Source organism: Salinicola sp. CPA57, assembly GCF_003206035.1.
Classification (GTDB): domain Bacteria; phylum Pseudomonadota; class Gammaproteobacteria; order Pseudomonadales; family Halomonadaceae; genus Salinicola; species Salinicola socius.
Map to the genome: position 1 here is coordinate 36,398 of NZ_PZJR01000003.1, position 25,488 is coordinate 61,885.

At 55.4% G+C, this 25,488-nt stretch carries 18 protein-coding genes; 17 read left to right on the forward strand and 1 reads right to left on the reverse strand.

Annotated elements, in window-relative coordinates:
- Window positions 1-15 precede the first annotated feature (15 nt).
- Window positions 16-4,560 (reverse strand): hypothetical protein, encoded by a 4,545-nt coding sequence (locus DOM36_RS02580; protein ID WP_110641169.1) that lies wholly within the window; start codon window positions 4,558-4,560, stop codon window positions 16-18.
- Between the two features lie 374 nt (window positions 4,561-4,934).
- Between DOM36_RS02580 and DOM36_RS02585 the strand changes: the two genes are divergently transcribed.
- From DOM36_RS02585 to DOM36_RS02665, 17 genes are all read left to right on the forward strand, one after another.
- Complete coding sequence (locus DOM36_RS02585; RefSeq protein WP_157958545.1) at window positions 4,935-6,248, forward strand: phosphotransferase; 1,314 nt, start codon at window positions 4,935-4,937, stop codon at window positions 6,246-6,248.
- Between the two features lie 256 nt (window positions 6,249-6,504).
- Window positions 6,505-6,738 carry a hypothetical protein gene (locus DOM36_RS02590; RefSeq protein WP_110641173.1) on the forward strand — a complete coding sequence of 78 codons (234 nt, stop codon included), beginning with the start codon at window positions 6,505-6,507 and terminating at the stop codon, window positions 6,736-6,738.
- Window positions 6,728-7,099 carry a type II toxin-antitoxin system VapC family toxin gene (locus DOM36_RS02595; protein WP_075570761.1) on the forward strand — a complete coding sequence of 124 codons (372 nt, stop codon included), beginning with the start codon at window positions 6,728-6,730 and terminating at the stop codon, window positions 7,097-7,099. Before DOM36_RS02590 ends, DOM36_RS02595 begins: the two co-directional genes overlap by 11 nt.
- A 249-nt stretch (window positions 7,100-7,348) precedes the next feature.
- Window positions 7,349-9,112, forward strand: a complete 1,764-nt coding sequence (locus DOM36_RS02600) for an SLC13 family permease (RefSeq protein ID WP_075570760.1) — start codon at window positions 7,349-7,351, stop codon at window positions 9,110-9,112.
- 129 nt (window positions 9,113-9,241) lie between these two features.
- Entirely contained in the window at window positions 9,242-10,069 is an 828-nt protein-coding gene (gene cysQ, locus DOM36_RS02605) for a 3'(2'),5'-bisphosphate nucleotidase CysQ (protein ID WP_110641175.1), read from the forward strand.
- 460 nt (window positions 10,070-10,529) lie between these two features.
- Window positions 10,530-10,889: a DVU3141 family protein gene (locus DOM36_RS02610; protein WP_232823708.1), complete on the forward strand. Its 360-nt coding sequence runs from the start codon at window positions 10,530-10,532 to the stop codon at window positions 10,887-10,889.
- A 117-nt stretch (window positions 10,890-11,006) separates the two neighbouring features.
- Entirely contained in the window at window positions 11,007-12,764 is a 1,758-nt protein-coding gene (locus DOM36_RS02615; protein WP_110641179.1) for a polysaccharide biosynthesis/export family protein, read from the forward strand.
- Between the two features lie 69 nt (window positions 12,765-12,833).
- Window positions 12,834-13,646, forward strand: coding sequence for an ABC transporter permease (locus tag DOM36_RS02620; RefSeq protein WP_198651182.1), 813 nt, complete (start codon window positions 12,834-12,836; stop codon window positions 13,644-13,646).
- Between the two features lie 4 nt (window positions 13,647-13,650).
- Complete coding sequence (locus DOM36_RS02625; RefSeq protein WP_110641181.1) at window positions 13,651-14,598, forward strand: ABC transporter ATP-binding protein; 948 nt, start codon at window positions 13,651-13,653, stop codon at window positions 14,596-14,598.
- A 56-nt stretch (window positions 14,599-14,654) separates the two neighbouring features.
- Window positions 14,655-15,758 (forward strand): chain-length determining protein, encoded by a 1,104-nt coding sequence (locus tag DOM36_RS02630; protein WP_110641184.1) that lies wholly within the window; start codon window positions 14,655-14,657, stop codon window positions 15,756-15,758.
- Window positions 15,759-15,819: 61 nt separating this feature from the next.
- Complete coding sequence (locus DOM36_RS02635; RefSeq protein ID WP_110641186.1) at window positions 15,820-16,812, forward strand: Stealth CR1 domain-containing protein; 993 nt, start codon at window positions 15,820-15,822, stop codon at window positions 16,810-16,812.
- Complete coding sequence (locus tag DOM36_RS02640) at window positions 16,813-17,274, forward strand: adenylyltransferase/cytidyltransferase family protein (RefSeq protein WP_110641188.1); 462 nt, start codon at window positions 16,813-16,815, stop codon at window positions 17,272-17,274. It begins immediately after the preceding gene.
- Between the two features lie 36 nt (window positions 17,275-17,310).
- Window positions 17,311-18,600, forward strand: coding sequence for a LicD family protein (locus DOM36_RS02645; RefSeq protein WP_110641190.1), 1,290 nt, complete (start codon window positions 17,311-17,313; stop codon window positions 18,598-18,600).
- A gap of 8 nt (window positions 18,601-18,608) precedes the next feature.
- Window positions 18,609-19,871 (forward strand): hypothetical protein, encoded by a 1,263-nt coding sequence (locus DOM36_RS02650; RefSeq protein ID WP_110641192.1) that lies wholly within the window; start codon window positions 18,609-18,611, stop codon window positions 19,869-19,871.
- A 44-nt stretch (window positions 19,872-19,915) separates the two neighbouring features.
- Window positions 19,916-22,999 carry a CDP-glycerol glycerophosphotransferase family protein gene (locus tag DOM36_RS02655; protein WP_110641194.1) on the forward strand — a complete coding sequence of 1,028 codons (3,084 nt, stop codon included), beginning with the start codon at window positions 19,916-19,918 and terminating at the stop codon, window positions 22,997-22,999.
- Window positions 23,000-23,098: 99 nt separating this feature from the next.
- Window positions 23,099-23,800: a CatB-related O-acetyltransferase gene (locus DOM36_RS02660; protein ID WP_157958547.1), complete on the forward strand. Its 702-nt coding sequence runs from the start codon at window positions 23,099-23,101 to the stop codon at window positions 23,798-23,800.
- A gap of 153 nt (window positions 23,801-23,953) precedes the next feature.
- Window positions 23,954-25,459: a hypothetical protein gene (locus DOM36_RS02665; RefSeq protein WP_110641198.1), complete on the forward strand. Its 1,506-nt coding sequence runs from the start codon at window positions 23,954-23,956 to the stop codon at window positions 25,457-25,459.
- Window positions 25,460-25,488 lie beyond the last annotated feature (29 nt).

The following is a 25,488-nucleotide window of genomic DNA, read 5'->3' on the forward strand; positions in this document are numbered from 1 at the left end:
CCTGCAGCTTATAGCTTACAGCTTATAGTACGCCGGGTTGTCCCAGATGCTGTCCTCCTCGGCGAAGGCCGGGTTGTCGTCGGTGATCGCACGCTCGCCGATCAGTTGCATCCAGGAATCGATGTCGGCACTGCTGATCTTGCCGTCCGAACCATCCTGCTTGTGCAGCGTATCGAGCAGGGCGAAGAACTCTTCGTTCTTGAGCAGGAACTCGGCGGCATCCTGCTCCTCCTTCGAGTGGCCATTTTCCGGATCGACGATATCCTCGAGATCGCTTTTGCTGACGATATCGTCGGGCCCCGTCCAGTCGGTGCCGCCATCGCCTTCGTCCCAATTGCCCAGGATCGTGTCGATGGTCTCCTTGTTATCCTGATAGAAGTCCTGGCCGTGAATATTGAGCTGCATCTGGTCCTGGTCGAAGTCGAAGAAGAAGTCATCGACGTTGCCGTTTTCCCGGATCTCCTGCGTGAACTTGTCATACTGCTCTGGCTGCGCCTCCCACGCCGCCATGTCCTCGGGAAACCACTCCTTGAACAGCGGGTCGGGCTCCTTGTCGTCGTCACCGGCGTGCATCATGTCCTTGAAGCCGTAGCTCGAGTTGATCAGGTAGTTGAACTTCTCGCCCCAATCGTCTTCCGTCACGCCATCTTCGGCGAACTGCTCGAACTGGTCGCGTATCTTGCCCTCGGTTTCGGCGCCTTTCTTCTGGGCCATCACCGCATTGAGGATCAGGCTGGCAAAGCCGACGCCCAGCCCGATCAGGTTGCCGATGGGACCGGCGGCGCGCAGCCCCGCACCCAACCCGGAGAGCACGCGAGACGCAGTCTGCAGTGATGCCCCGATTTCGGCGGCGCCGCCGATGGTAAAAAAGGCGCCGGAGACCACGCCGGTCGAACTGGCGGCGAACTCCATCGGGGTGCCACCGTTCTTGATCAGCTGATTGAGCCCGACGCCCGCGACGACAGTGTCGAGAATGCCGCCGGCGAAGTCGGTCATGTAGGCCAGGCCCTTGAGCGCGGGGCCGAAGATATTGGTCTTCTTGTTGCCGTTGGACCCATCGCCGCCGCCGGTGCTGCCCGGGCCATCGGGCGACGTGCCGGGAGTGCGTTCGCCGTTGGTCATCACGTCGGCTTCGGCATCCAGCGCCTGGTTCAAGGGCTGCATGGCGGTTTTCGACGATTCGCCGTTGGCAGGGTCGACGAACTGAACGAGATCGTCGCTGAGATTGTCGAGGTCGGCCAGCGCATCGCCGGCGCCACTGGGCAGGGCGCCGCTGGCCATCGGGCGAACATCGTCCAGGCGGTTGGCGATCTCATCCAGCCGATCGAGCTGTTGCGTGCGTTGGGCATCGGACAGCGTCGGGTCGGATTCGAACGACGAGCGGATGGCGCGATGCTTCTTCATCATCTCGTCGAACAGTGCCGGTGCCTGGTCCGGCGTCTGGCCTTTGCTTTCGATGTCCAGTAACTCCGCCACGGCCCGATCGAAGTCGTCGATCTGGGCGAAGCGTTGCTGCGCCGGCGTCGCCGAGGAGGCGAAGGGCTGCATTTCCTCGAACAGATCGTCGACCAGCGCTCTGAGATCCTCCGCGTTCTGGGGCGCCAGGCCCTCCTTCTTCATCTCGACCTTGTCGAGCCGATCCTCGATATCGCCCAGACGCTGCTGGATCTCCTTCTTTTCGTCGTCGCTGAGCGAGTCGGAGTCCTTGACGACGCGGTCGACCTCGTCGAGCTGGCCCTGGATATCGTCGACCAGCCCCTGGGCCTTCTGCTCGAAGTCGGGGGCGTCCCTTTGATCGAGAAGGGTATCGAACGATTCGAGCTTGCCGCGGATGTCGTCCAGCTTGCCCCGCGCCTGCTCGCCCGGATTGAGAGAGGGCGCTTTATCGCCGTTGAACTTGTCGGGGAAGCGCTCGCGCAGGACGTCGCCCATCTCCTTGTCGAGACCGAGCGCCTGGGTGATGTTGGTGGTGCCGAACAATTTGGCCAGCCGGCCGCCCTCATCGAGTTTCGAGCCCGCCGCATCGGCGATGCCCTTGAGCGCGAAAGGCGTGGTGCCGATGAACACCAGCATGCCGCGGGCGACGGTCATGCGCTCCTGCCAGGTGTCGCCGAAATCGTCACCGGAGCGTCGATAGATGGCATTGGCCAGGGCGGCGGTGCCGCCGATCGCGAACATGGTGTTCGAGCTCATCAGACTGCGGAACCCGCTCTTCAGCGAGTCCTTGAACGTTGCGCTCTCGGCATCGCCGACCTGGACGGCCGGTGGATTCCCGCCTTTGCCCTGGGTCAACTGCTGATATTTATCCACGGCGCGCTGGGTGATGTTCTCGAGCAGGATCGGATTCGACATGGCCTCCTTGACGTTGCTCCCGCTCAGCGCCAGCGACTTGATAGCCTCCTTCACGCCAGAGGCGATCGCCATGATCTTGGTGAACTGCAGCTTCTCGTCCGCCGACAGGTTGGGCGGTACCGTGCCCTTGGGATCGGTCTTGTCGGTGGAGAGCGCATCCTGCACCGCGTTCCAGACGCCATTGGTGGTCTGGATGCCGAAGGTGCTGTAGGTAATGCTGGTGAGGATGGTCGGCACCATGTCGGCGGCGACCTGTTCCGCGGCTTCCTCGCTCTCCGGCGACACGTCGTCACCGTTTTGGGACGCGTCGTATTCGGCATCGATATCGCTGAGTTCTTCCTCCAGGCCTCTGGCGGTGCTGGCGGCGGTGATGCTGCCTCTCGCCTCGGCCGCGCGGTCGGGGTCGAGGGCCTGCAGCGTGTTCAGGTCATTGTTCAAGCGGGTGGCGGCTTCGTCGCCGAACCCCTTGTCTCGCAGGTCCTCGATGGCATCGAGATATTCCGCGCCCTCGTCGCCGGTCAACGAGTCGTAGATCTTGTCGGCGAGGCCATCGCGATCCTTGATCTTGCTCTGGGCCTCCGTCATCGCCTCGTCGGTGAACTTGGCGATCTCCTCGTCACCTAGCAGTTTCGAAAGCTCCTCGCCGAGTTTTTCCTCGTGGATCAGGCCGCGCAGGTCGGCCGGATCCATGCCCTGGGTATCGCTGGCGTAGTAGGTCCAGTCGCCACCATGATCGACCGTCATGTAGGGCAGATACTGGAAGCTTCCGTCGTCCAGCTGGGATTTGAGTTCGAGCAGGCGGGCATACTTCTTGAAGTTCTCGTTGTCCGAGTTTTCCGCCTTCTCCTCGAGCTTCTCCATGTAGAGTTCGGTGACCGTCTTCGCGTCTCCGTCGTCGTTCTCGACGGTGGTCTCCTGGCCCATCAGGTTGGTCTCTTCCGACCCGGGCAGGTCGTGATCGGCAAAGACATCGTCGATGACATCCTCGCTCGATGTCTGCTGGAAGCTGGAGGCAGCCTCGAAGTGCTCCGGTGTCACGCCCTTCGAGACCACGAACTTCTCGCCGTCGACCTCGACCAACTTGAGCCCTTCGATGACGTCACCGTGCTCGTCGGTGGCGCTCTTGACGCTGTCGCCCTTGCCGAGAACCGGGATGTCCTCGTCGGCGGAGCGCAGCTTGTAGCCGTCGTCCTCGAGTTCGTGGATCCGATCCCAGGTCTTCTGGGCGTTGGAAACCGTCTCGAACAGCGCAGGCGTCAGAGACTTCGACACCACCACATTTCTGCCATCGTGAGTGGTGAAGCGAATGACATCGTCACGTGCATCTTTTTGCCAACTGAAGTTCTTGAAATCATTGAACTCGGGCACTTCGGTATCGGCGCCGGCAACGGTGGCGCCATCGTCGACCGAACCCTCGATGGCATCCTGGTGCTCGGCGTTGCCGGTCAACGTCGCGTGCTGTTCGCTGAGATAATCGTAGAGTTCCGGATTGTCGCTGCGCGCGACGACGAACTTCTCGCCGTCATGCTCGTAGCGAATCACCTCCGGCCCCATTTCACCGGGCGCGCCGACCTCGGTGTTGTAGTAGGGCGGTGGGGTGGCATCGCCACCGACGCGCTGGTAGCCGTCAGCCTCGCTTTCATTGATGCCGATCAGGCTCTGGTAATCCTTCTTGACGGCAGCGTAAAGCTCCGGGGCGGCGCGTTCGGCGACCACGACCCGGGTGCCGTCCTGCATCTCGTAGCGGATGATGCCCTTGGCAACTTCGTCGGGCGGGGCGATGAAGCGATAGTCGCTCAGCTTGCCGGGCGGCTCTGCATCGGGCGGCAACACGCCATAGCCGTCCTCTCCGCTCTGGTTGAGGCCATTGATCTGGTCGAAATCCTGCTTGACCGTCTCGAACAGTGCCGGGGTGGCGTGTCGGTCGACCTCGACGGCCTTGCCGCCCTTGGTCTCGTAGCGAATCAGATCGTCGCCGATCGTCACGATCTGATTGTAATCGTTCAGATTTCTGGGCGCCTCGGTGTCGGCATCGGCGCGCTTTCCGGGCTTGGATTTGTCGTCACCGGGAAGGGTGGATTTCTGGCTCAGGTTCAAGGTATTCGACAGCGCCGATCGCCAGCGACCGGTGCTGCGACTGTCGACACTCGGTTCGCCAGCCTCCGGGGCGGGGGTCGAAGCAATCTCTCGCGTGATTTCCTGAGCCATGGCAAAGGTCTCCCGTTCGGTTTATTAAATACTCGTTCAACATCCACCCGAATTCAGGGCCGAATCGATAAAAGACGTGTCACTCTGTCGTAAAGTCGTCAGTCCTCGTCACGGTTTCGTAACATGAGTGGTCGGGAATTTGCGCCGACGGCCCGGCGAACCGGTTCATCGATATCGCATCCGATCGCCGATTCGACCTCGACGGATATCAGGCTCCAACAGCAAGCACTTCCTTGTGTGGCGGATACCGCAAAAAAATGTTGGCTTGTGTTGCCGGCACGTTTCGTCTCCGTTGTAAGACGTTACGCAACCCGACGCCGGACATTGCTATAAAGGCGGGGGGTAAAGGGAGTGCCAACGGAGCGAGACACGCGATGCCGGGATTCGTGGATGAGGTCAGCCAGGACATCGTCAGAGGCTGGTATGTCGCCGAAGACCAGTGGGCTCCAGGGCGGGGCGTGGTCATATCGGTCAATGGCGAAGACCGTTACTGCGACCTTTGCCAGCATGCGCGCCGCGATGTGCTTGAAGCCGGTATCACCCCTCGAGCCGAAGTCGGCTTTCTGGCGTTTCTCGAACTTCAGGTCGGGGATCTCGTCCGGGTCAGGGCGGGGGACACCGGGCGACTGCTCGGTGGTGGCGTCAGCGTCGTGATGCCGGCAGACGCGTCGGACGGCTTTCTGGACGCGCAAGCCTGCGCCGATCTTCCCGCCTTTCGAGACATCATCGGGCCGCTGCGGGCGTCTCTGGAGATTCTGGCGTTCCGGCCGCTGTTTGGTCACCGGGGCAAGTTGTCAGCACTCTGTGTCGAGACGCCGGCGGGAAAACGTGTCGTTCATTGTCAGCGGCCACGTCTCAATGCGGCGTGGCTGGAGCGGCTCCACCGCCAGGTGCTGATACCCGGCGCTATCGATGCGCCGTCGCTGGAAGCCGTCATCGTCCATGGCGAGACCGCCAGTCTGGTGGTCGAGCATATCGATGGTCAGGTACTGGGTTCGTTTCCCGAGACGTCTATCGAGGCGTCAACCAATGATCGCGAGCAGGCGTATCGTGCCACTCTCGCCTCGGTTCTGCGGTTATCGACTGCCAGTTGGCCCGATGGCATGCTCAGAAAACAGGGCGTCGATAGCTTCAGCTCTGAGACAGCCAACGCTGACATGTCCGCGGTCGAGACGGATGGCGTTGAGACGACTGACGTTGAGACGACTGGCGCTGGCAAAAAAGCAGACCGGCGAGGGCGCCACGCACTGAACCGGATGATCAGAGAGGTCTGTCTGTCAGCTTTGCAGCGCGGGCGGTGGCGAGAGCTCGGGCTGCTATTGCGAATGACGCGAACCCTCTATCGCTTGCCACGCGTATTCGCCCACGGTGATCTTCACCCCCACAACGTGTTGATCGAAACGCGCACGGGCAGGCCGGTGTTCATCGACTGGGATCATGCCGGCATGCTGCCGCCGGGCGTCGATCTTTCACGTCTGCTCTTGAGCGTACCGCCGGCCCTGGCGGAGAGCTGGCTCGGTGAGCATCGCGCGCATCGGCTTGGCTGGCTGATTCTGACCTACTTCGCGCAGTCGCAGCGCCAGCCTGACTTCCAGGCGACCGAAGCCGGCGCCTATCTGCGTCGGCGCTTTCGCGAGCTTGCCAGGCGTTCGAGGGCCGGGCCCGCGGCGACGTCACCGGTTCGGTAAAACCGTTCTAGAGTGAACATTTTCGATTAAGGTGGCGCAATGTTGCTGCAGTTATAGGCAACATGTCAGCGACGAGAACATGTCCGCGCCCTTTCGCCATGAACAGCGTAATCTGGCCAGGCGCATGACGTTGAAAACGTAAGGTGTTGTGGGCCTGTGGAGGGAGGGGCAGAGGATACCCAAGGCGGCGGCTTAGCATTTGTTGCTAGAATAGCGCAACAGCGTTTGAATTCGGATTTATGAGCAGGTGATAGCCATGCGTGCGATTGAGTTTGAAGTCGATATTCAGGATGGTGTGGTGAGAATCCCGGACGAGTATGCCTACTTGATGAACAAACACGCCAAGATCGTGGTGCTTTATGACGCTTCGGCCGAGGAAGATGTCGTCGCCCGGCAGCGGGAAGGTATCGATTTTTCAGGTGTCAAAGCTCCTTCACTGACCGCTCACGACGGGGTCGAGTATCAAAGGAGTCAGAGGGATGAGTGGTAGCTATCTGCTGGATACCAACGTCTTCATCAATGCCATTCGGCACCAGCTTCAGTTACCCGCTGCTCACTACGTTTATTCGGTCATCACGGAGCTCGAGCTCTTGGGTTTCCCAGGTTTGGCTTCTGAAGAAGAACATGCCATCCAAATGGTATTGGGTCAGCTGACGAGAGTTGATCTGGACCCTCAGGTCAGAGCTGAAACGATCAGGGTGCGCCGAAGCTCTCACATGAAGCTTCCGGACAGCATTATCTGTGCCTCTGCCTTGGTAACGGCGGCCACCTTAGTGACTGACGATGCCAGGCTAGCGCAGAAATATGTCGGTGATGTCATTTCACTCGATGCCCTTTTGAATCGTGATTGAAGCCAATATCGGCTTTCTGCGTCCACCCGTCGCTATCGTCCCGCCAGTTCGACCGTCTCATTCGGTCTCGTCATGTCCTTCCTGAAACTAACTGTCGTCTACCTGAGAAAAGCCGCACTGGTAGCCGCTATGGCTGGCGGCTTAAAATGCGACCAACGTGGAAGTCGACGGGGTTGTCGTCGACCGTTTTTCGATTATCGGATTCAGACGCTGTAACTCGGTGCAGCCCAGGCATGGAGTGGGAGGAATATGGGTATCGATGCCTGGCTGAGCGTGGCGACCGTAGTGGCGGTATTGGGTACGCTCGTGGTGACGCGAATTGCGCCGGACGCCATTCTGGTCGGTGCGATGGCGTTTCTGATCTTCACCGATGTGCTCACGCCGCAGGAGGCGCTGGCGGGTTTCGCCAACACCGGCGTGATGACCATTGCGGCGCTCTACGTGGTCGCCGCCGCGCTCAAGGAGACCGGCGCGATCAAGTGGATCGCCGGGCTGCTCCTGGGTCAGCCTTCGACCCTGCGTCGGGCGCAGTGGCGGGTGATGCTGCCAGCGTCCATCTTGAGCGCGTTCATGAACAACACCACCGTCGTGGCGATGTTCATCCCCGCGATTCAGGACTGGTCGAAACGCCTGCGCCTGCCGCCTTCCAAGCTGTTGCTGCCCCTGAGCTACATCTCCATTCTCGGCGGCACCTGCACCTTGATCGGCACCAGTACCAACCTGGTCGTTGACGGCCTGCTGCAGAGCCGGCTGGGCGTCTCGCTGGGCATGTTCGAGCTGACCTGGATCGGGCTGCCGATTCTGCTCGTCGGCGGCGGATTCATCCTGATCTTCGGGAAATGGCTGCTGCCCCAGCGCGACGGCACCAGCGCCCAGCTGGATCAGATCCGCGAATACAGCGTCGAAGTGACCGTCGACCCCAAAGGGCCGCTGGCCGGCAAGTCCATCGCCGATGCCGGGCTGCGAAATCTGCAGTTCGGCTACCTGACCGATATCGAGCGGGACGATCGGTTGATGGCGGCGGTACCGCCTGACACCAGACTGATGGGGAACGATACGCTGGTGTTCATCGGAACGCCGGAGTGCGCCCGGGAACTTCGCGAAATTCGCGGGCTGAGCCCCACCAGCGGCAACGTGCAGAAACTCGAGGTGGCGCAGCATCGGCGCTGCCTGGTCGAAGCGGTGGTCAGCCCGGATTTCGTGGGGATCGGGCAGACGGTACGGGAATCGCGATTTCGTTCGCACTTTCAAGCCGTGATCTTGTCGATCTCCCGTCACGGGCTTCGTCTGAACGACAAGGTCGGCGATGTCGAGTTTCAGGTCGGCGATACCCTGCTGCTGGAAACCGGAGAGGCGTTCGTCGAGCAGTACCGCTACCGCAAGGATTTCCTGCTGGTCAGCCAGTTGAACGACTCCACGCCGCCCAACTTTCAGAAGGCGCCGCTCTCGCTGGGCATCCTCGGGCTCATGGTCGTGCTCAGCGCGACCAACCTGATCTCGATTCTGGAAGCCGCCTTTCTGGCCGCCGGCGCGTTACTGATGACCGGCTGCCTGACCATGGGCAAGGCGCGGCGTTACATCGATCTTTCCGTACTGATCGTGATCGCCGCGTCGTTCTCCCTCGGCGCCGCGATGACCCAATCCGGCGCCGCGCAGACCATCGCCGAAATGGTCGTGGGGCATATCGATTCGCCATGGCTGGCGCTGGCGTTCGTCTACCTGATGACCGTACTGTTCACCGAGATGATCACCAACAATGCCGCGGCGGTGTTGATGTTTCCCATCGCGCTGGCGGTCTCGCAGCAGTTGGGGGTGGATTTCATGCCGTTCGTGATCGCCATCACCATCGCTGCCTCGGCCAGCTTCATGACCGCGCTGGGCTACCAGACCAACCTGATGGTGATGGGGCCGGGCGGCTATCGAATGCACGACTACCTCAGGCTGGGCTTTCCCGTCAGTGTCTTGGTAGGCGCGACCGCGATACTGCTCATACCTCTCGTCTGGCCGTTCTAGTCTCTGGTCGTTCAGTCCCTGGTCGTTCAGTCCGTGGCGGTTCGAGTCGCTGGCCATTCTCGCTGTACGCTTATCACCCGGGCAGCCTGGCGCTGCCGCCGATCCCGCCCTACCGACGGAGACCCAAGCATGAAGATCGACGAAACCCTCAGGCAGGCGTTGCTGGCCGGCGTGGTCGATGCAGGGGAAAGGGTGCTGGAGATCTACGCCCAGGACTTCAGCGTCGAAACCAAGGCCGACGACAGCCCGCTGACCCAGGCGGACCTCGCCGCCCATCGCTCGCTGAGCGATCTGCTGGAACGCCTGACGCCGGAGATACCGATGCTCTCCGAAGAGAGTGAAGAGATCGCCTTCGAGACCCGCCGGCAGTGGTCGCGCTACTGGCTCGTCGATCCGCTGGATGGCACCAAGGAGTTCATCAGGAAAAGCGGTGAATTCACCGTCAACGTGGCGCTGGTCGAGGACGGCGTACCGGTCTTCGGGATCGTCCATGCGCCGGTCCTGGGCGCGACCTGGTGGGGCGATGTCGAGCGGGGCGCGTTCAAGATCACCGCAGAAGGCGAACGCGCGATCCACGTGCGGGAGTTGCCGGCAGCGGGTGAACGACCCTGGCTGATCGTCGCCAGCCGCGCTCACGGGGCGGAACCGGTCGACGTCTTCTGTACCCAACTGCCTGCCCATGAACGCGTCTCCATGGGCAGCTCGCTCAAGCTGTGCCTCGTCGCCGAAGGCGCTGCCGATCTCTACCCGCGCCTGGCGCCGACCTGCGAGTGGGACACCGCCGCCGCCCAGGCCGTCGTTACCGCCGCCGGGGGCGAAGTGCTCGACGCCGACACACTCGAGCCGCTGCGCTGCAATCAGCAGCCGAGCACGCTCAATCCGTCTTTCATCGTCTGCGGCCGGCGCAGCGTAAAGTGGGAGAAAGCGCTACGCCATAGCCTAGCGCGCCGCACTTGACCTTGGGCCTCCCCGGCATCCCTCCGAAGCGCCTCTGATCCATTGATTTGTAAGCCATTTGCCATGGATGGATGAATAACCCCATGTTTTAATGGTTACGTAAAGTAACGTTCAGGATACGGCCCATCCTAGAGATCCACACTTTTGGTTGTAGGCAAGCTCTTGCTGGCACCCTACAATCACACGGTTATCAGGCCACGGATTGAGCCTACTGATAGCTCGGCATGACCAGCTTGCCGCAAGACCGCATCAGGGACGGTGCCGCAGGTAAAACGCCTGGAACCGCTCTGCTGATCCGCGTGTCGTGCGATGGTAGATCGATCCACCGGCTGCGGCTTCCGAGGGGATGTCCGCATCGCCGGTCTTTCACTGTTTTCGTCCATCAGGTTGAACAGACAACATGCCAAACGTTTTCAACGGGGTTTCTTCTGGCTGTAGCCGAATCGGAAAGTGGTTGGCAGTGGGGGCGCTGTCTATCACTTTCGCCGGCTGTGCGTCGCAAGGCCATTACGGCGGCGACAATATCGGCACCATGCAGGGTGCCGCCGCTCTCGGCCCCGAGATTTCCAGCTTTCTCGACAATGCCACGCCCGGCAGCATCTCCGCCTTTCCCAAGAGCCCCTGGGGCTCGAACGTTTCCGTCATCGTCCAGGAACGCTACTTCGCCGCGAGTGGCCGGCTCTGCGCCCATCTGGATGTCGCGAGACAAGGTGCGCCCGCGACCGCCGATCGCGCGCAGGTGGCCTGTCTCGTAAAAGACAGTGGCTGGTATACCCAGCGCCTGGTCACGCAGATGTTGGTCAATCCCAGCACTCCGTAACAAAAATCCCCTGCTTGGGCGTCTGCCTCCGCGTGTATCGTTTTCGAACAGCCAGATCGTTTGTCGAACCGCTGGAAAGCAGGCCTCGAGCCGCGTGAACACAACAGGAAGTTTTGCATGAAACATGCAGCGTCGTTTTTCCGGGCCGGGTGCCTGGTGGCGGTAGCGTGCCTGAACGTGGGTTTGGCTAACGCGCAAACCTTCGGCTCCGGCAGCATCGTGCCGCAGGATCAGCAAGCCCAATCGATGAGCTCCCAGGTACAAGGGTCCGACGGGCAACAGTCCCAGCCACAGTCAGGGCAGCAGGCGGTCGATGACCAGCCTCGGGCCAACTGGAGCAGCGCAAATTATGGCCCGGTCGACCCGAACCAGGGCCCTGTCGATCCGGACATGCTCCCGCCGTTCGGTGCCAACCTGTTTACCGGCGGCTTCCGTGGCGTGATGGCCGACGGCCTCAACCCCGGCTACACCATCAAGCCCGGCGACCAGATCAATCTGCGTGTCTGGGGCGGCACCGAGATGCAGAGCGTGCTGACGGTGGATTCCCAGGGCAATATCTTCCTGCCGGGCATCGGGCCGCTCAACGTGCAGGGCACGACCAACAGCGGGCTCAATTCCCGCGTGACCGCCGCGATCAAGTCGGTCTACCCGGAAAACGTCGAGGTCTACACCAATCTCCAAGGCGTCCAGCCGGTAGGCGTGTTCGTGACCGGTTACGTCAAGAATCCCGGCCGCTACTCAGGCACGCCCAGCGACTCGATGCTCTACTTCCTCGATCAGGCCGGCGGCATCGACCAGGCGCTGGGCAGCTACCGTCAGATCGTGATCAAGCGGGGCGGAAGCACGGTCGATACGATCGATCTCTATGACTTCCTGATCAACGGCAACATGCCGCATCCGCAGTTCCGCGACGGCGACACCATCGTGGTCGAAGAGCGCGGGCCGGCCGTGGCCGTGGTGGGTGACGTCGAACGCCCGTTCCGCTACGAACTGGCGGGGGAAACCCTCACCGGCGGCGACGTGACCAACCTGGCGCGACTGCGTGCCGGCGTCTCTCACGTATTGCTGCGCGGCGACCGCCCGGACGGGCCGATGGCGCGTTACCTGACGCTCAACGAATTCCGCACGGCGAACGTCCAGCGCGGCGACGAAGTGCTGTTCAGCGCCGACAAGCGCAGCGAAAGCATCGTGGTGCAGGTCGAAGGCAGCTACTACGGCCCTTCACGCTACGTGTTGCCGCGTAACGCCCATCTGGGCGAGTTCCTGAACGCGATCAGCGTGCCCAGGAACATGACCAGCTATCAGGATGTCTCGATCCGTCGCGAAAGTGTCGCCGAGCAGCAGAAGGAGTCGCTCAACGAAAGCCTGGACCGGCTGGAGCAGACCTACCTGGGCTATCCGGCGCGGACCACCGGAGAAGGCGAGATCCAGGTTCGTCAGGCCGAGCTGATCGCGAAGTTCGTGCAGAAGGCCCGCCAGACCGAGCCCACCGGCCGGCTGGTCGTCGCTCGCGGCGACAACATCGCCGATATCCGGCTGCAGGATGGCGACGTGGTCACCATTCCGGAAAGCTCGGATTCCGTACTGCTGAGTGGCGAAGTGACGATCCCGCAGGCGATGGTCTACACGCCCGGCATGAGCGCCGAAGACTATATCCACCAGGCGGGTGGCATGACGCCGCGTGCGGATGACGACCAGATACTGGTGGTCCATCGTAACGGCGCCGTCATCCATGCCGGCGATACCGACGTTCGCGCCGGCGACGAGATCATGGTGCTGCCGGCCGCGCCGACCAGCAACATCGAACTGGCCACCAGCATCACGCAGATTCTTTACCAGGTGGCTGTCGCGACCAAAGTCGCGCTGGATCTGTAAGCCTCTCTTCAAGTCAAGCATTGCATGAGCGCCTGTCCGGCTGAGTGTCGGCAGGCGCGGGAACGTTAAATGGCGACAAATACGGAACACATTCCGGATTCCACCCGTCATCCCATGCGGGTCACCTGGGATGTCTGGTCGGCGATGTACCTGCGAGAGATGATCGCCAGAACCATGGCGGATCGCATGGCCTGGTTCTGGATGATCTTCGAACCGATCGCGACGATCGGCGTGATGATCTTCATTCGAACCTACATTCGCGGTGGTAAAAATATTACCGGAGCGGAATTCGTCCCCTGGATGATCGTCGGGCTGATGGGCTTCTATCTCTTCAGAGAGGCCATGCTGCGGCCCATGGGGGCCGTCGAGGCCAACCGTGGGCTTTTTACCTATCGGCAGATATTGCCGATAGACCCGGTGCTGATCCGGTGTTTCGTCGAGGGCATGATCCGCAGCTTCATCTTCCTGCTGTTCGTCGTCGTCGGCTCATTACTGAAGATCAACCTGATCCCGGACCACGCGTTCGGCGTGATGATGGATTGGCTCTCGCTGTGGATGCTGGGTGTCGGACTTGGCGTTCTGCTATCGGTGGCATCCGGCCTCGTACCGGAGGTCGGGCGCGTCGTCAGAATCGTCACGCTGCCGCTGTTGCTGATATCCGGTGTCATCTTCCCGGTGACCTACGTGCCCGCGCAATACCAGCAATATCTGCTGTGGAACCCGATCGTCCATGGTATCGAAAGCATGCGTCTCAGCTTTTTCGACAGCTACCATTCGATCCCCGGTATCGACATGACCTATCTCTGGTTCTGGGCACTTGCCTCTCTCACCCTGGGGCTGGTCATGCACGTCCGCTTCGCGTCGCGCTTGAAGGCAAGGTGATCCGATGATCGAAATCCAGAACCTATACAAGCGTTACCACGGGCCGCACGGCGGTGGCTGGGTGCTGAAAGACATCAACCTCACCATCCCCGATGGCGTCAGTGTCGGGGTGGTGGGGCGTAATGGCGCGGGCAAGTCGACATTGCTGCGCCTGATCGGCGGCATGGATGCGCCAGACCGCGGCAGGGTGATCCGCAAGGGACGCGTCTCCTGGCCGATCGGCCTGGCCGGCGGGTTCAAGGGATCCATGACCGGGCGACAGAACGTCAAGTTCGTCGCTCGGGTTCACGGCATCAAGAAGAGCCTCCATAAGCTGATCCAGGAGGTCCAGGAATTCGCCGAAATCGGCAAGGCCTTCGACGACCCGGTCAATACCTATTCCTCGGGCATGCGGGCGCGCCTCGCGTTTGGTCTTTCGCTGGCGTTCGACTTCGATATCTATATCTCGGACGAGGCGACCGCCGTCGGCGACCGTGCGTTCAAGGCCAAGGCCAGGGAGGCATTTCAGCAGCGGGTGGATCACGCCAGCCTGATAATGGTCTCTCACGGTGAGGGCACGCTGAGGCAAATGTGCCAGGCGGGCATTTTCATCGACCAGGGGCAGGCGCACTGGTTCGATCGTATCGATGACGCCATCGAGGCGTATCATCGGGCGACCGGACTGATCACCGACGTGGCAGACGAAGATGATGAGGATGAAGAGAACACGGATTCTGGCGACCCGGCCTCAATCGAGTCGGAAATGAAAGCGCTACGTCGGAAAAACAATGAACTTCAGAAGCAACAGATCATTGCCGAATACCGACAAGAAACCGCGACGGATGCAGCCCTGGTTGACGAGTTGGAGGAGGAGCGGCAGCAAATTCGACAGCAACGGCGTAGCGTTCGCCGACGTTTCAAGTATTTGAAACAGCAACGTCAGGAAGCGGTGTCAGGTGAACCTGCTGAGTAGGTGGTCGGCGCGGGCCGGAACGTCTTGCTATCCACGGAAACGAAGAAGCGAAGTTAATGAATTCCAACCTTTCTCGAATGATCAAGCGTTATCCTCATTGGTTAGCGTGTTTTATCCTGATTCTTGCGGTCGCTTTTTACTGGGCGGTGTGGGCCAGCGACCGCTACGTATCCCACGCGCATGTGGTGCTGGAAAGCCCACAGCTCTCATCCCCGGAGCTGAGTTTCAGTAGCCTGCTTTCCGGTGGCGGCGGGGCGAACAATGCCGACATGCTGCTGCTGAGAGACTATCTCCGTTCAGTCGACATGCTGCAGTACTTGGTGGAGAACGCCAACTTCCGCGAGCATTACGCGCACGGTGGCGGCGACTTCTTCAGCCGCCTGAGCGACGAGAATGCGCCACTGGAAGAGCTTCACGATTACTATCTCAAGCGCATCTCGGTGGAGCTCGACGAGTACGCTGGCGTGCTGCGAATCGATGTGGAAGCGTTCGACCCCAAGGAAGCGCATCTGATCGCCAATTTGCTGCTCGAACGCGGTGAGCAGCACATGAACGATATGGGCCGGCGCCTGGCGGAAGAGCAGGTCAAGTTCCTTCAGCAGCAGGTCGATCAGCTTCAGGCGACGTTCGAACAAACGCGTCAGGCGCTGGTTGACTACCAGAACGAGAATGGGCTGGTTTCGCCGACGGGTACGGTCGAAAGCCTGAGCGGTGTCGTCTCGACGCTGGAAGGTCAGCTGGCCAGTCTCAAGGCGCAGAAAACCGCGCTTAGCAGTTTCCAGAGCGCGAGCTCTCCGGAAGTCGTACGGGTGAAGAGCCAGATCAACGCGCTGGAAGATCAGATCGAGAAAGAGAAGCAGCGGCTGGCGGCCCAATCCGGTAACGCGCTGAACTCGCTCTCCTCGGAATATCAGCGGCTCCAGCTGCAGGCAAAATTTGCCGAAGAGAGCTATTCCGGCGCGCTGGCTGCATTGCAAAGCACGCAGGTCGAAGCGGCGCGTAAACTCAAGCAGCTCTCTACGCTGCAGTCCCCGACGATGCCGCAGTATCCGGAACAGCCGGAACGGCTGTACAACATCGTCGTGTTTGCCGTCATCGCGTTGTTCATCGCCTTGATCGTCAACATGCTGATTCTGATCGTCAAGGATCACCGGGACTGAGACGACCGTCGCTAGTGGCAGGACGGTAGCGTTATGAAACATGGATGAATGGTGAGTCAGCTTGAACAGTACCGTGAAGCAGGACCCTGTCGATGTGGTGATCACGTGGGTGGATGGATCCGACCCCGTGATGCAGGAAAAGCGTAACCGCTATTTAGAGCAGGCCGGGCGAGTACCGACGATCGCCAGCAAGGCGCGCCGGTTCAGCGACAACGGCGAGATCCGGTTTTGCCTGCAGTCCATCGCCACGCACATGCCCTGGGTGAACCGGGTCTATATCGTCACGGACGGGCAAACCCCGGCGTGTGTGAAGGACATGCCGGCACCCATCGAACCTTTGAAAGACAAGATACGCATCGTCGACCATAGCGAAATTTTTCGTGGGCATGAGGATCTACTGCCAACGTTCAATTCCCTGGCGATCGAGACGTTTCTGTGGCGTATCGAAGGTCTGGCCGAAAAGTTCATCTACATGAACGACGATATCTTCCTGTGCGGCAGCGTCTCGCCAGATGATTTTTTCCGAAGGAAAAAGGCGCTGTTGAGAGGACGTTGGTTGGGTTGGAACGAGGTTGAAAAACTCTCCTTTCACTCACTGAACAACCGCCAGGGTGCGGAGTTCAGCCCATTCAAGGATGACAAGTTCTTCAAGGCGATTCACGTTGCACACCCGATGCGAAAAAGCATCATGGCCAACGCCTATGAAGCCAATCGGGAAGCCTTCATCAAGAACGCTTCCCACCGCTTCCGTAACCGAAGGCAGTTCTGGCCAATTTCTGTCCATAACCATTTGGCTTTCGCCCAAAGACTCGCCAAACGCAAACGCGACGGCAACGATTGGGTGCATTTCTCTGTCGCCTTTTGTCGCGATGCCGAGCCCGAAGCCATCCGCCACAAGCTCAATGTGTTGAGCCGGAAGGATAAAAAACTGGGCTGCCTCAACTACTCGGAAGCCGTCGTCGAGAAAGTACCAGACGCCTTGAAGAAGTTACAAAAAGTCACGGCCCCCTCGCTGTTCCAGAGAATCAAATCAATGACTCACAAGGCAAGTTAAATGGCTAAGACGATTATTACGTATGGCACTTTCGATATGTTCCACGTCGGCCACCTTAACCTGCTCCGCCGTCTCAACGAGATGGCGGATCGAGTGATTGTCGGTGTCTCTACCGACGAATTTAATATCGAGAAAGGCAAGAAAACGTTAATACCATACGAACAGCGAGCCGATATCGTCAGTGCCATTCAATACGTCGATCTCGTCATCCCGGAAAAGAGCTGGGAGCAGAAGTTATCCGACGTGAAGGAATATCAAGTCGACACCTTCGCCATCGGTAAGGACTGGGAAGGTAAATTCGACTTTCTGAGCGATCTTTGCGAAGTCGTCTATCTTGATCGAACCGATAGTATCTCGACGACGGATCTCAAACGGTCATTGAAACGGTTCTTGTCGATTTCGCAGAAAGACCTATCCCAAGCTTTTGAAGTGCTGGAAATGCTGCGCCGGGATCTGTCGTAACTCGCCTTCGCCAATCAGGTTCGTGAGGCCTTTTCCATGATCAATACCGCATTTCGAACCAGAGCCGATCAACTGAAATTGATCGACGAGCCCGTGCGCTTGATCGACAAGTGGCGACCGCCCAGTCGCGCACTGTTGCTGCGCCAGGGAAACCATGACGAACTGAGTGAGCTGTGTCACCAGCAGTTGAACCGTCGTGGACGCGTGAACCTGTGGAACGGCAGGCAGGAAAAAGCGCTGTTTTATCTCGCATTAAGCCATTACTACCGTGGAGACTACGCAGAGAGTCGCCGCTGGCTGGCGCAGATACAGGAGATTCGCCCCTACGATACCAATGCCCGTTATCTCGCGGCGGATATCGCCCGCGTTCAGGGGCAGCTGGCTGAAGCCTGGGCGCAGCTCGAAATCCTGGTGCCCCGAACCCGACGGCCCAAGACCTGGCTCTACATGGCGCAACTGGTGGATTCCAGTGAAGCGTTGGCGCGCTTGCGCGACAATTACCGCCGTGCTTCGGCTTCCGATTCAGTACCACCATTTCATCCGGCCATCGCGCAGTATCTGGCCGCCGGTTATCAGCGCGCCAGCGAGTACGCCAAGGCCTTCGAGCTTTGGCAAGAGGTGATAGCACACACGTCCAGGCGGCCTACGCCCAGTCGTACCAACACCACGGTTGCCAATGCGTTTCGCACCGGCGGTGCCGCCGTGGCGTTGAAGGATATCAATCGTGTGCTTCGCGCCAATGGCATGAAGCCGTTTCTCGTCAGCGGTACACTGCTGGGCTGCGTGCGGGAAGGCAAGCTGCTGGCGCATGACAACGACATCGATATCGGGTTGATGAGCGATACGGACGAGCAGATCGTGTCCAAGGTATTGGCGGCTTCGGGCTATTTTCATTTGTTGCCTCGTCGCGCTGGCGATTGCCTGCGGGTGAAGCATTTGAACGGAATCGCCATCGATGTCTTTCTCCATTACTCGGAAAACGATGCCGTCTGGCACGGTGGTACCAAGGCGCGATGGTACAACTCCCCTTTCAGGCTAACCGAGACGCTGTTCCTGGGTGAACGTTTCTGGATACCGGAAGCTCCTGAACGATATCTGGAAGAGAACTACGGCGATTGGCGCACGCCGATCGTGAACTTCGATTCCACCCTGGATACGCCCAACGCCGAAATCCGCTCGCAGGACGAGCTAGTCATTCACGCCTACAAGAAGCTTAACGGCGCTTTGTTGCAGGGCGATGACGAATCGATGACTCGATACCGCAAGTTGCTGGTGACGTTGAACGAGCCGGACCCGCTGCCGACGTCTCGCCAAAGTTCGCGCTAAGGAAATTCATGGATTCCAAGACCTACCGAAAATTGAGGAAGCTGGTTACCAAACCGCGACTCTACTTCGAGGATGCAAGACTCAAGCGACAACACCCCGATCTCGAGAAGTACAATGCGAGACTGAAAGATGCGAAGACGCATTTCAAACGGGCGGAAATAGAAGCAACGGAAGAATGTCTCGCCACTATTCCAGATACGCTGCCCAGCAAGTCCGTTTTCTCCGCGACATTGGCGCTATTCAGGAAGCGATATGCAGATGCGGAACGCTACGCGCTTAATGTCATGCAGGGGGCTGGACCCAATACCAGTACGTTTCGAGAGGCGTTTTATCTTCACCAGGAGTCGCTCCGCTTCCAGGGCCGCTTCGAATCTGCCCTGATCATGCTTAAAGCAATACCTTTCAGTGATAATTCCGCACGCTATTTCCGTGCCTGGCGCCTGGCTTCTCTCGGCGCCAAATGCCCGGAAGCCTATGAGAGCGTGATGATTCGCTTCTCGCCCGGCGACCCGGGATGGCTGCGCTCACGCAGCCATTACATTCTACTGCTGAGAGACCTGCAGCTCGGTGAGCGCGCCATCGCCGAAGCGAAACTTCTGATGCACCAGGTCGAGCTGATGCCCGCTGGGCAACCCAAAACGCCGCCAACACGAAGTGACGCACAGAAAAGTCGCTGGCAAGAGAAGGCCGGTCTGGCTTTGGCTCAGCTCAAGGAAGACCTGGCTCAATTCGATATTGATTTCTTCCTGGTCAGCGGCACGCTACTAGGTTGCGTTCGTGAAGGTACGATCCTCGGGCACGACACGGATATCGACGTCGGCCTGATGCCGGAAGTCACCATGAAGTCGCTCCGTCAGGCAATCAAGCACTCCAGCCGCTTCAAACTGCAGGAAATCGTCAGCGAGAACACGCTATACGTCATGCACCCCAACGGCGTGAAGATCGACCTGTTTCGGCATTATGAAGAGAATGGAAAACTCTATCATGGTGGTATCAAGTGCCGATGGTGGAACACCCCCTTCGAGCTACAGACGACCCAGTTTCTCGGCAGCGAATATTGGGTGCCACAAAACCACGACCTTTACTTGACCGAAAATTACGGTGACTGGCGAACTCCCGTCATTGAGTTCGAAACATTTTTAGACACGCCAAATATAGAAGTAACGGATGATGTGAATATGTCGCTCTTTTATACATCCCAGTGTATATCTTCCCATCGTACAGGCCACGAAAGGCGTGCAACAAGATATCGCCAGCTTTTGAACTATTGATTTTATTTCCTCGAATTCAACTGGTATAGAACAGGGATGTTCAGGTGAGAGATGTGATTGCTAAAGTTTTCAGTGCCTTCAATATCATGCGCAGTAAAAATCCGAAGGCATATAACTCGGGTTTAGTCCAGTTTCGTAATAAAAAATGGCTCGCAGCGGAAAAGCTCTTTCTTGTGGCTATTGATGAAAAGCCAGACCATGCCCCATCATACTTCAAACTGGGTATGAGTGAGTTTCGGCAAAAAAAATATGATCTGGCTTATAATCATATTGCTCTGGCGCTGGAAAAAAATCCCACACAGTCTCAGTGGAGCGTCCAACTATCACAGGCGTTGAATAACGCTGTAAGCAGCTCAAAAAAGCCAAGCTGGGAAAAAGAAAAGCTACTCCGGTCTCATCTGGCTGAGTACCCGGAAAATGATCTTGAACTTCGTAAACAGTTGGTCAACTTGCTGAAGAAGCAAGGGAAGTGGTGGCAGGAACAGGAACAGTTGGAAGTTCTTGTGTCTCGAGATGATAGTTCGGCGGATTTATATTTTCGGTTGGGTGAGATAAACGAAGTAAAAACCGCGCGGGAAGCTGCATTTAGGTATTTCGAAAAAGCTATCCATATCAATGATTCGCAAGGGGTAGTATCACCAGCCAATTGGTATTATCGAGCTGGGTACTTATTGCAATGCACTGGCGTAAAGTCGCAAGATGAAAATGGCCAAAATTCTTATTACGATAAGGCAATCGCTCTGGATGATTCATTAGATGCAAAGCGATACGGGATTGGTGTATTTCATCAGCAGCGCGCGCTATGGAAAGCGGCTAGGGACGCTTATCTCGATCAGCTTCTAAATCATCCTATAGACGGAGAGCTACATTATTGTGCTGGTCTGGCTTACGATCACTGTAATCAGTGGGAAGAAGCTGCTCGTCATTATCAAATTGGATTAGCCATTTCCGGTGGGCTGCCCAAATGGCATTATAAGCTAGCTTACGTACTCGAAATGCAAGAGAAGTGGGACCCTGCAATCGACGCATATCGCTATGCCATCCTGATGCATTCAAGACCGCCAGCACAATGGCGTCGACGTCTTGGTAGCGTGTTACAGAAGGTCGGGCGTAACCTAGAGGCAGCTGAGGCTAACATTGCCACTCGCGAAAAGCCGGGAATCGACCTTCAGAGTGATGAAATTGATGCGTCGCTCAGAAGCTATAAAGACGACATTAGCGTACCTGCTTTGTATTTGCTTGAAGAAGAATCGCGCAAGCACCCTGATGAAGCATCACCTTGGTATTCGCTCGGGAAAATATATGAAAAAACGGAGCGGTGGGGCCAAGCAGTTGACGCTTACGAAAAAGCAATTGAAAGAAAGTCAATTAGGTCTACTTATTGGTATTATAGGTTGGCCTATGCATTGTATTCTGATAAAAAAGTTGATAAGGCTTTAAGCGTATTTAACGCTTTAAGCAATGAGTTGATTCTAGCTGCGGCGTATAAAAAAGAAGTTAGCTTGACACTTTCAGACTTTATCTATTCAGGTGGAGTATATCGTTTTTGGTTCAAAGTGTCATTTAAATACCCGTTGTTAGCAGTCGATGTGCATTCTCTTATCATTAACCAACGAGAGGTTTATGAGGAATCGGGTAATAGTTTTCATTTTTTACCATCTATACACTATCAGTCTAAAGACGAAATCTATTGCAGCTTTGATGTAGATTTACGTGATATGGACCTAGCTTTCCTCTATCACGACTACAGCATTTCGATGACATTGTTTGCTGAAGATGGATGTCGGTACGAGGTACAAAGGAAAACCAATATCCTCATCGAGGATGTTAAGGAAAAGCTCAGAGAATATCCGCTGAGCTTTTCATTTTCACAAGACCACTACATCATTTACCCTTACCTGACGGCTAGCCAAAAAAGCATTTCATTTATCAAGCGCCATTACAATCAGTTTGATGATGAAGCATATCGGGAGTTGGAAATACAAGCTTATGAAGAATATAAAGAGAACGAAAAAAGTCTGAAGGATATGAAGGTTTGGTTGATATTTGAGAAGTTTTCAAATACCGCCCAGGATAATGCTTATTATTTTTTCCTTGACATTGTCAACAAGCGCGAAAACGTTTATTACGTTATTGACAAGGACTCACCTGATCGCCAGAACCTCGTCGGCTATGAAGACCATGTTGTTGATTTCATGTCTAAAAAACACATGCTCTTGCTATTATCCTGTGAGCTCATGATTTCATCGGAGACTCGAGGGCACGCATATGCGTGGCGGCGGGTATTTGGTCCATTCCGCGAAGCGGTCTTTAACAAGCCCTATGTTTTCCTGCAACATGGGGTTACTGCTATGAAGAAAAACGATATCAATCTCGCTAAAACTAGCCATATCTGCGCGGCGGATCGATTTGTCGTTACTTGTGAATTTGAAAGGAACGTTATACTCAGAGATAATTTCGGTTACTTGGCTAGTGAGTTGATTGTAGCACCTTTCCCGCGTTGGCATACATTTGTTGATCAATCTGAAAAATTTGATGAAATTTTCCTTATGCCAACCTGGAGAAACTGGCTGGAAGGCCTTGAGGATGAAGAGTTTAGAGCTACCGAGTACTTTAAAGAATACACGAGCCTTCTCTCCTCATTGAAGCTGGCAGAAGTCCTTGATAGATACAAAGTAAAGTTAAACTTTTATCTGCATCCTAAAATCATAGAGCAGCTAAAACATTTCGATGTGGTGAGTGATCACGTTAATTTAATTCAATTTGGACAAGCGTCGGTGAGAGATTTGCTGATGCGTGCAAAGCTGTTGATAACAGATTATTCCAGCGTGGCGTGGGATTTTTATTATCTCAAAAAACCCGTATTGTTTTTCCAGTTTGATGTTGATAAGTACCTTACTTATCATGGTTCACATATTGATTTTAGAAGTGAACTTCCAGGTGAAGTCTTGCAAACTGAAGATGATTTGTTGAGTGAAATCGATCGCTGTCTTGAAAGTTATAGTCAGGAGAAGTTTAAGGCTGAAAAAGTTGGGGAGTGTTTGTTTGGGAAATCTTTGGGTATAAACGGCTCAGATGTTATATATAAAGAGCTCGTCAGCTACTGCCAGGATATGAAATGCCAATAGCTGGCTGAGCAGTCAAGGCCAACGTTATATTTTATGCGGTTGAATTTTTGTAAACTTTTCTGTTGATTTAATGCATAAAGATTTGATGGGGGTGTTTTGTTGAAAATAGACTTTCGTAAACAGCTTAATACTATGGGGGTTAGCGTTCGAAAAACGATGTCTATGGGCGCTAGAACCGTACTTTCATGTGAGACACCGGTATCCTTAGACGGTACTTATGGAATGCGTGGAAGTATCGGAGCATATTCATATATACGAAGCGGTTGCCGCTTATCACCGGGCACCAAAGTTATCGGACGCTATTGCTCTATCGCACCTGACGTGGTCATCGGAGATGGGGATCACCCAGTTGACTGGCTTTCGACCCACCCTTTTCAGTGGGGCGCGACCGGGTTAATCTCAAAAAATCGTGCGGCTGAACTTAGTCGAGAGATTCCTGTAAAATCGAAAATTCGGGTGGGACATGATGTTTGGATAGGGGCTGGCGCTATGGTGATGAGAGGGGTTGAAATCGGTAGTGGGGCGGTAATCGCAGCGGGCTCTATCGTCACTAAAAATGTCCCACCCTATGCGATTGTAGGCGGTGTGCCGGCTAAAATTATCAGATATAGGTTTTCGGAAAAAATTATAGAAAGGCTAATGACTTTAGAATGGTGGAGATTTGATTTGCCAAATACTAATGGTTTGGATTTTTCAAATGTAGATGTGTGCCTAGATACGCTTGAAAGTTTAATCTTGAAAAATGAAGTTAAGCTCCTCAAGCCAGAAGTAGTTAAATTTACAGGCGAAGCTTTAATATGATGTCTTGACGATACTGATTTGAGATGCTCAATTTCTTCTGTTACAGGAAATAATTTAGGAAACTTGGTTCGTTTCGCTAGTGCTGCATATAATATCACGCATATCTATGTTTATATTTAAAGTTATACTGGCTTGATAGGATCTCTATTTGACTTGGAGGAGGATTACACCTTCTTCTTATTTCAAGACTCATATCGATTAAAGATTGGTGACGAAGTGATAAATTCTTGCTACATAGAGAAGAGAACATTGGATGAGGCCGCGAGCAGTTTAGAGCGTGGTTTATCGGCTGATTCACTAAATAAATACTCGGACGTCTTCCTACTCAAGTCATTGTTGAATGCGCATTGCTATGAAGGATTTTTCCATTTTCTTCAGATGAGATTGATAGGTGAGTCTGAAGCGATTTTATCGCACAAAGAAAATATTATTTCCTACAGGGAGCTTTTTTCTGATAATCAGTTTGCTTCTATAATAGAATTGATTGCTTCATTACCACTAAGTGCAACTGACTATCTTAAATGCAACTATTTGTTTTTTAATTCTTTGTTGGCCTTGTCTATTGCTTACGCCGAATTACATTCTACTGATGCAGAAGAGAAAAGTAATATTATAAGTTCTGCGGGCGATATTTTCCTTGTGCATAACTTAGATGGGGGATTTGCTACCGTACCGAAAGAAATATTAAAAGAGCTCGCTTTGTCCTTTGAACGGATGGTTGTTCTTAGAAATAAAGTAATAAGTAAGAATGAACAGTTGGTGCTTAGTTCTTTGGCTTTAATGGCGGGTGATTTACCCCTCTTCAAGAAATTTAGATTTTACAATCAGCTCGCTATTGGTGCTATCGATTCTATTAAAATTTCTAAAGAACTAGGCGAAGAGATAGCCTCTGTCTCTGGTGATGCTCCGTCTGGTTTTTTAGCTGCTGCTTTAAAATTATATGACGGCACAACCGATAGCTACCGCCACTATTTTAAACGTAAACCAAGATACTTTGATACCGAGTACGAAAAAATTCTAAATGGAAAGTCAGTTGCGATAGTCGGCCCGGTGGACACCTTCAAGGAAAACGGGAAAGAGATTGACAGCTTTGATGTTGTCATTCGCTTTAATTATAAAGGTTTGGATGGGTTTGATACTGCGCGATTTGGCTCTCGCACCGACGTTTCTTATTATATTACAGCTGATGTTAAGCAGATCATGAAAGAACGTCGAAATGCCAGAGCAATTGAGACGCTAAAGTATAGCTTGCATAGCGGCGGGGCTTATAATTACGTCAAAGATATGCCTGAGTTTCAAGGACGCTGTGCGAGACGCTTGCCGGTACAAAAAATTCAGTTCAATCCATTTTATCATGGCTCAGCTAATGCCATTCAGAAAACTTTACTTGATATATTGAGATACAACCCATCCAAGGTAAAAATCTTTAATGCAAATTTATGGGTTGATAACAATAGAGTGAATGTGAATTATAGAGAAAAGCCTAATTTTAGCACTGCCGGTTTTGTTTACCACGACCCTGTATCTAATTTCTGTTTCACAAGAGGGTTATATGTGGCATCAGTAATCGAGGCGGATAATGAATTGAGTGGGGTTTTAAATCTATCTCCATACGAGTATGTCGATAAGCTGATCGAGGCTTATGGTTATCAAATATGAAGTTGCTGCTTGGCATTAATTGTTGGGCG

What these genes read in the sequence shown, in the direction of transcription:
- DOM36_RS02580 (WP_110641169.1), bottom strand. Translation starts at nt 4,560, where the DNA reads ATGGCTCAGGAAATCACGCGAGAGATTGCTTCGACCCCCGCCCCGGAG.
- DOM36_RS02585 (WP_157958545.1), top strand. Translation starts at nt 4,935, where the DNA reads ATGCCGGGATTCGTGGATGAGGTCAGCCAGGACATCGTCAGAGGCTGG.
- DOM36_RS02590 (WP_110641173.1), top strand. Translation starts at nt 6,505, where the DNA reads ATGCGTGCGATTGAGTTTGAAGTCGATATTCAGGATGGTGTGGTGAGA.
- DOM36_RS02595 (WP_075570761.1), top strand. Translation starts at nt 6,728, where the DNA reads ATGAGTGGTAGCTATCTGCTGGATACCAACGTCTTCATCAATGCCATT.
- DOM36_RS02600 (WP_075570760.1), top strand. Translation starts at nt 7,349, where the DNA reads ATGGGTATCGATGCCTGGCTGAGCGTGGCGACCGTAGTGGCGGTATTG.
- cysQ (WP_110641175.1), top strand. Translation starts at nt 9,242, where the DNA reads ATGAAGATCGACGAAACCCTCAGGCAGGCGTTGCTGGCCGGCGTGGTC.
- DOM36_RS02615 (WP_110641179.1), top strand. Translation starts at nt 11,007, where the DNA reads ATGAAACATGCAGCGTCGTTTTTCCGGGCCGGGTGCCTGGTGGCGGTA.
- DOM36_RS02620 (WP_198651182.1), top strand. Translation starts at nt 12,834, where the DNA reads ATGGCGACAAATACGGAACACATTCCGGATTCCACCCGTCATCCCATG.
- DOM36_RS02625 (WP_110641181.1), top strand. Translation starts at nt 13,651, where the DNA reads ATGATCGAAATCCAGAACCTATACAAGCGTTACCACGGGCCGCACGGC.
- DOM36_RS02630 (WP_110641184.1), top strand. Translation starts at nt 14,655, where the DNA reads ATGAATTCCAACCTTTCTCGAATGATCAAGCGTTATCCTCATTGGTTA.
- DOM36_RS02640 (WP_110641188.1), top strand. Translation starts at nt 16,813, where the DNA reads ATGGCTAAGACGATTATTACGTATGGCACTTTCGATATGTTCCACGTC.
- DOM36_RS02645 (WP_110641190.1), top strand. Translation starts at nt 17,311, where the DNA reads ATGATCAATACCGCATTTCGAACCAGAGCCGATCAACTGAAATTGATC.
- DOM36_RS02650 (WP_110641192.1), top strand. Translation starts at nt 18,609, where the DNA reads ATGGATTCCAAGACCTACCGAAAATTGAGGAAGCTGGTTACCAAACCG.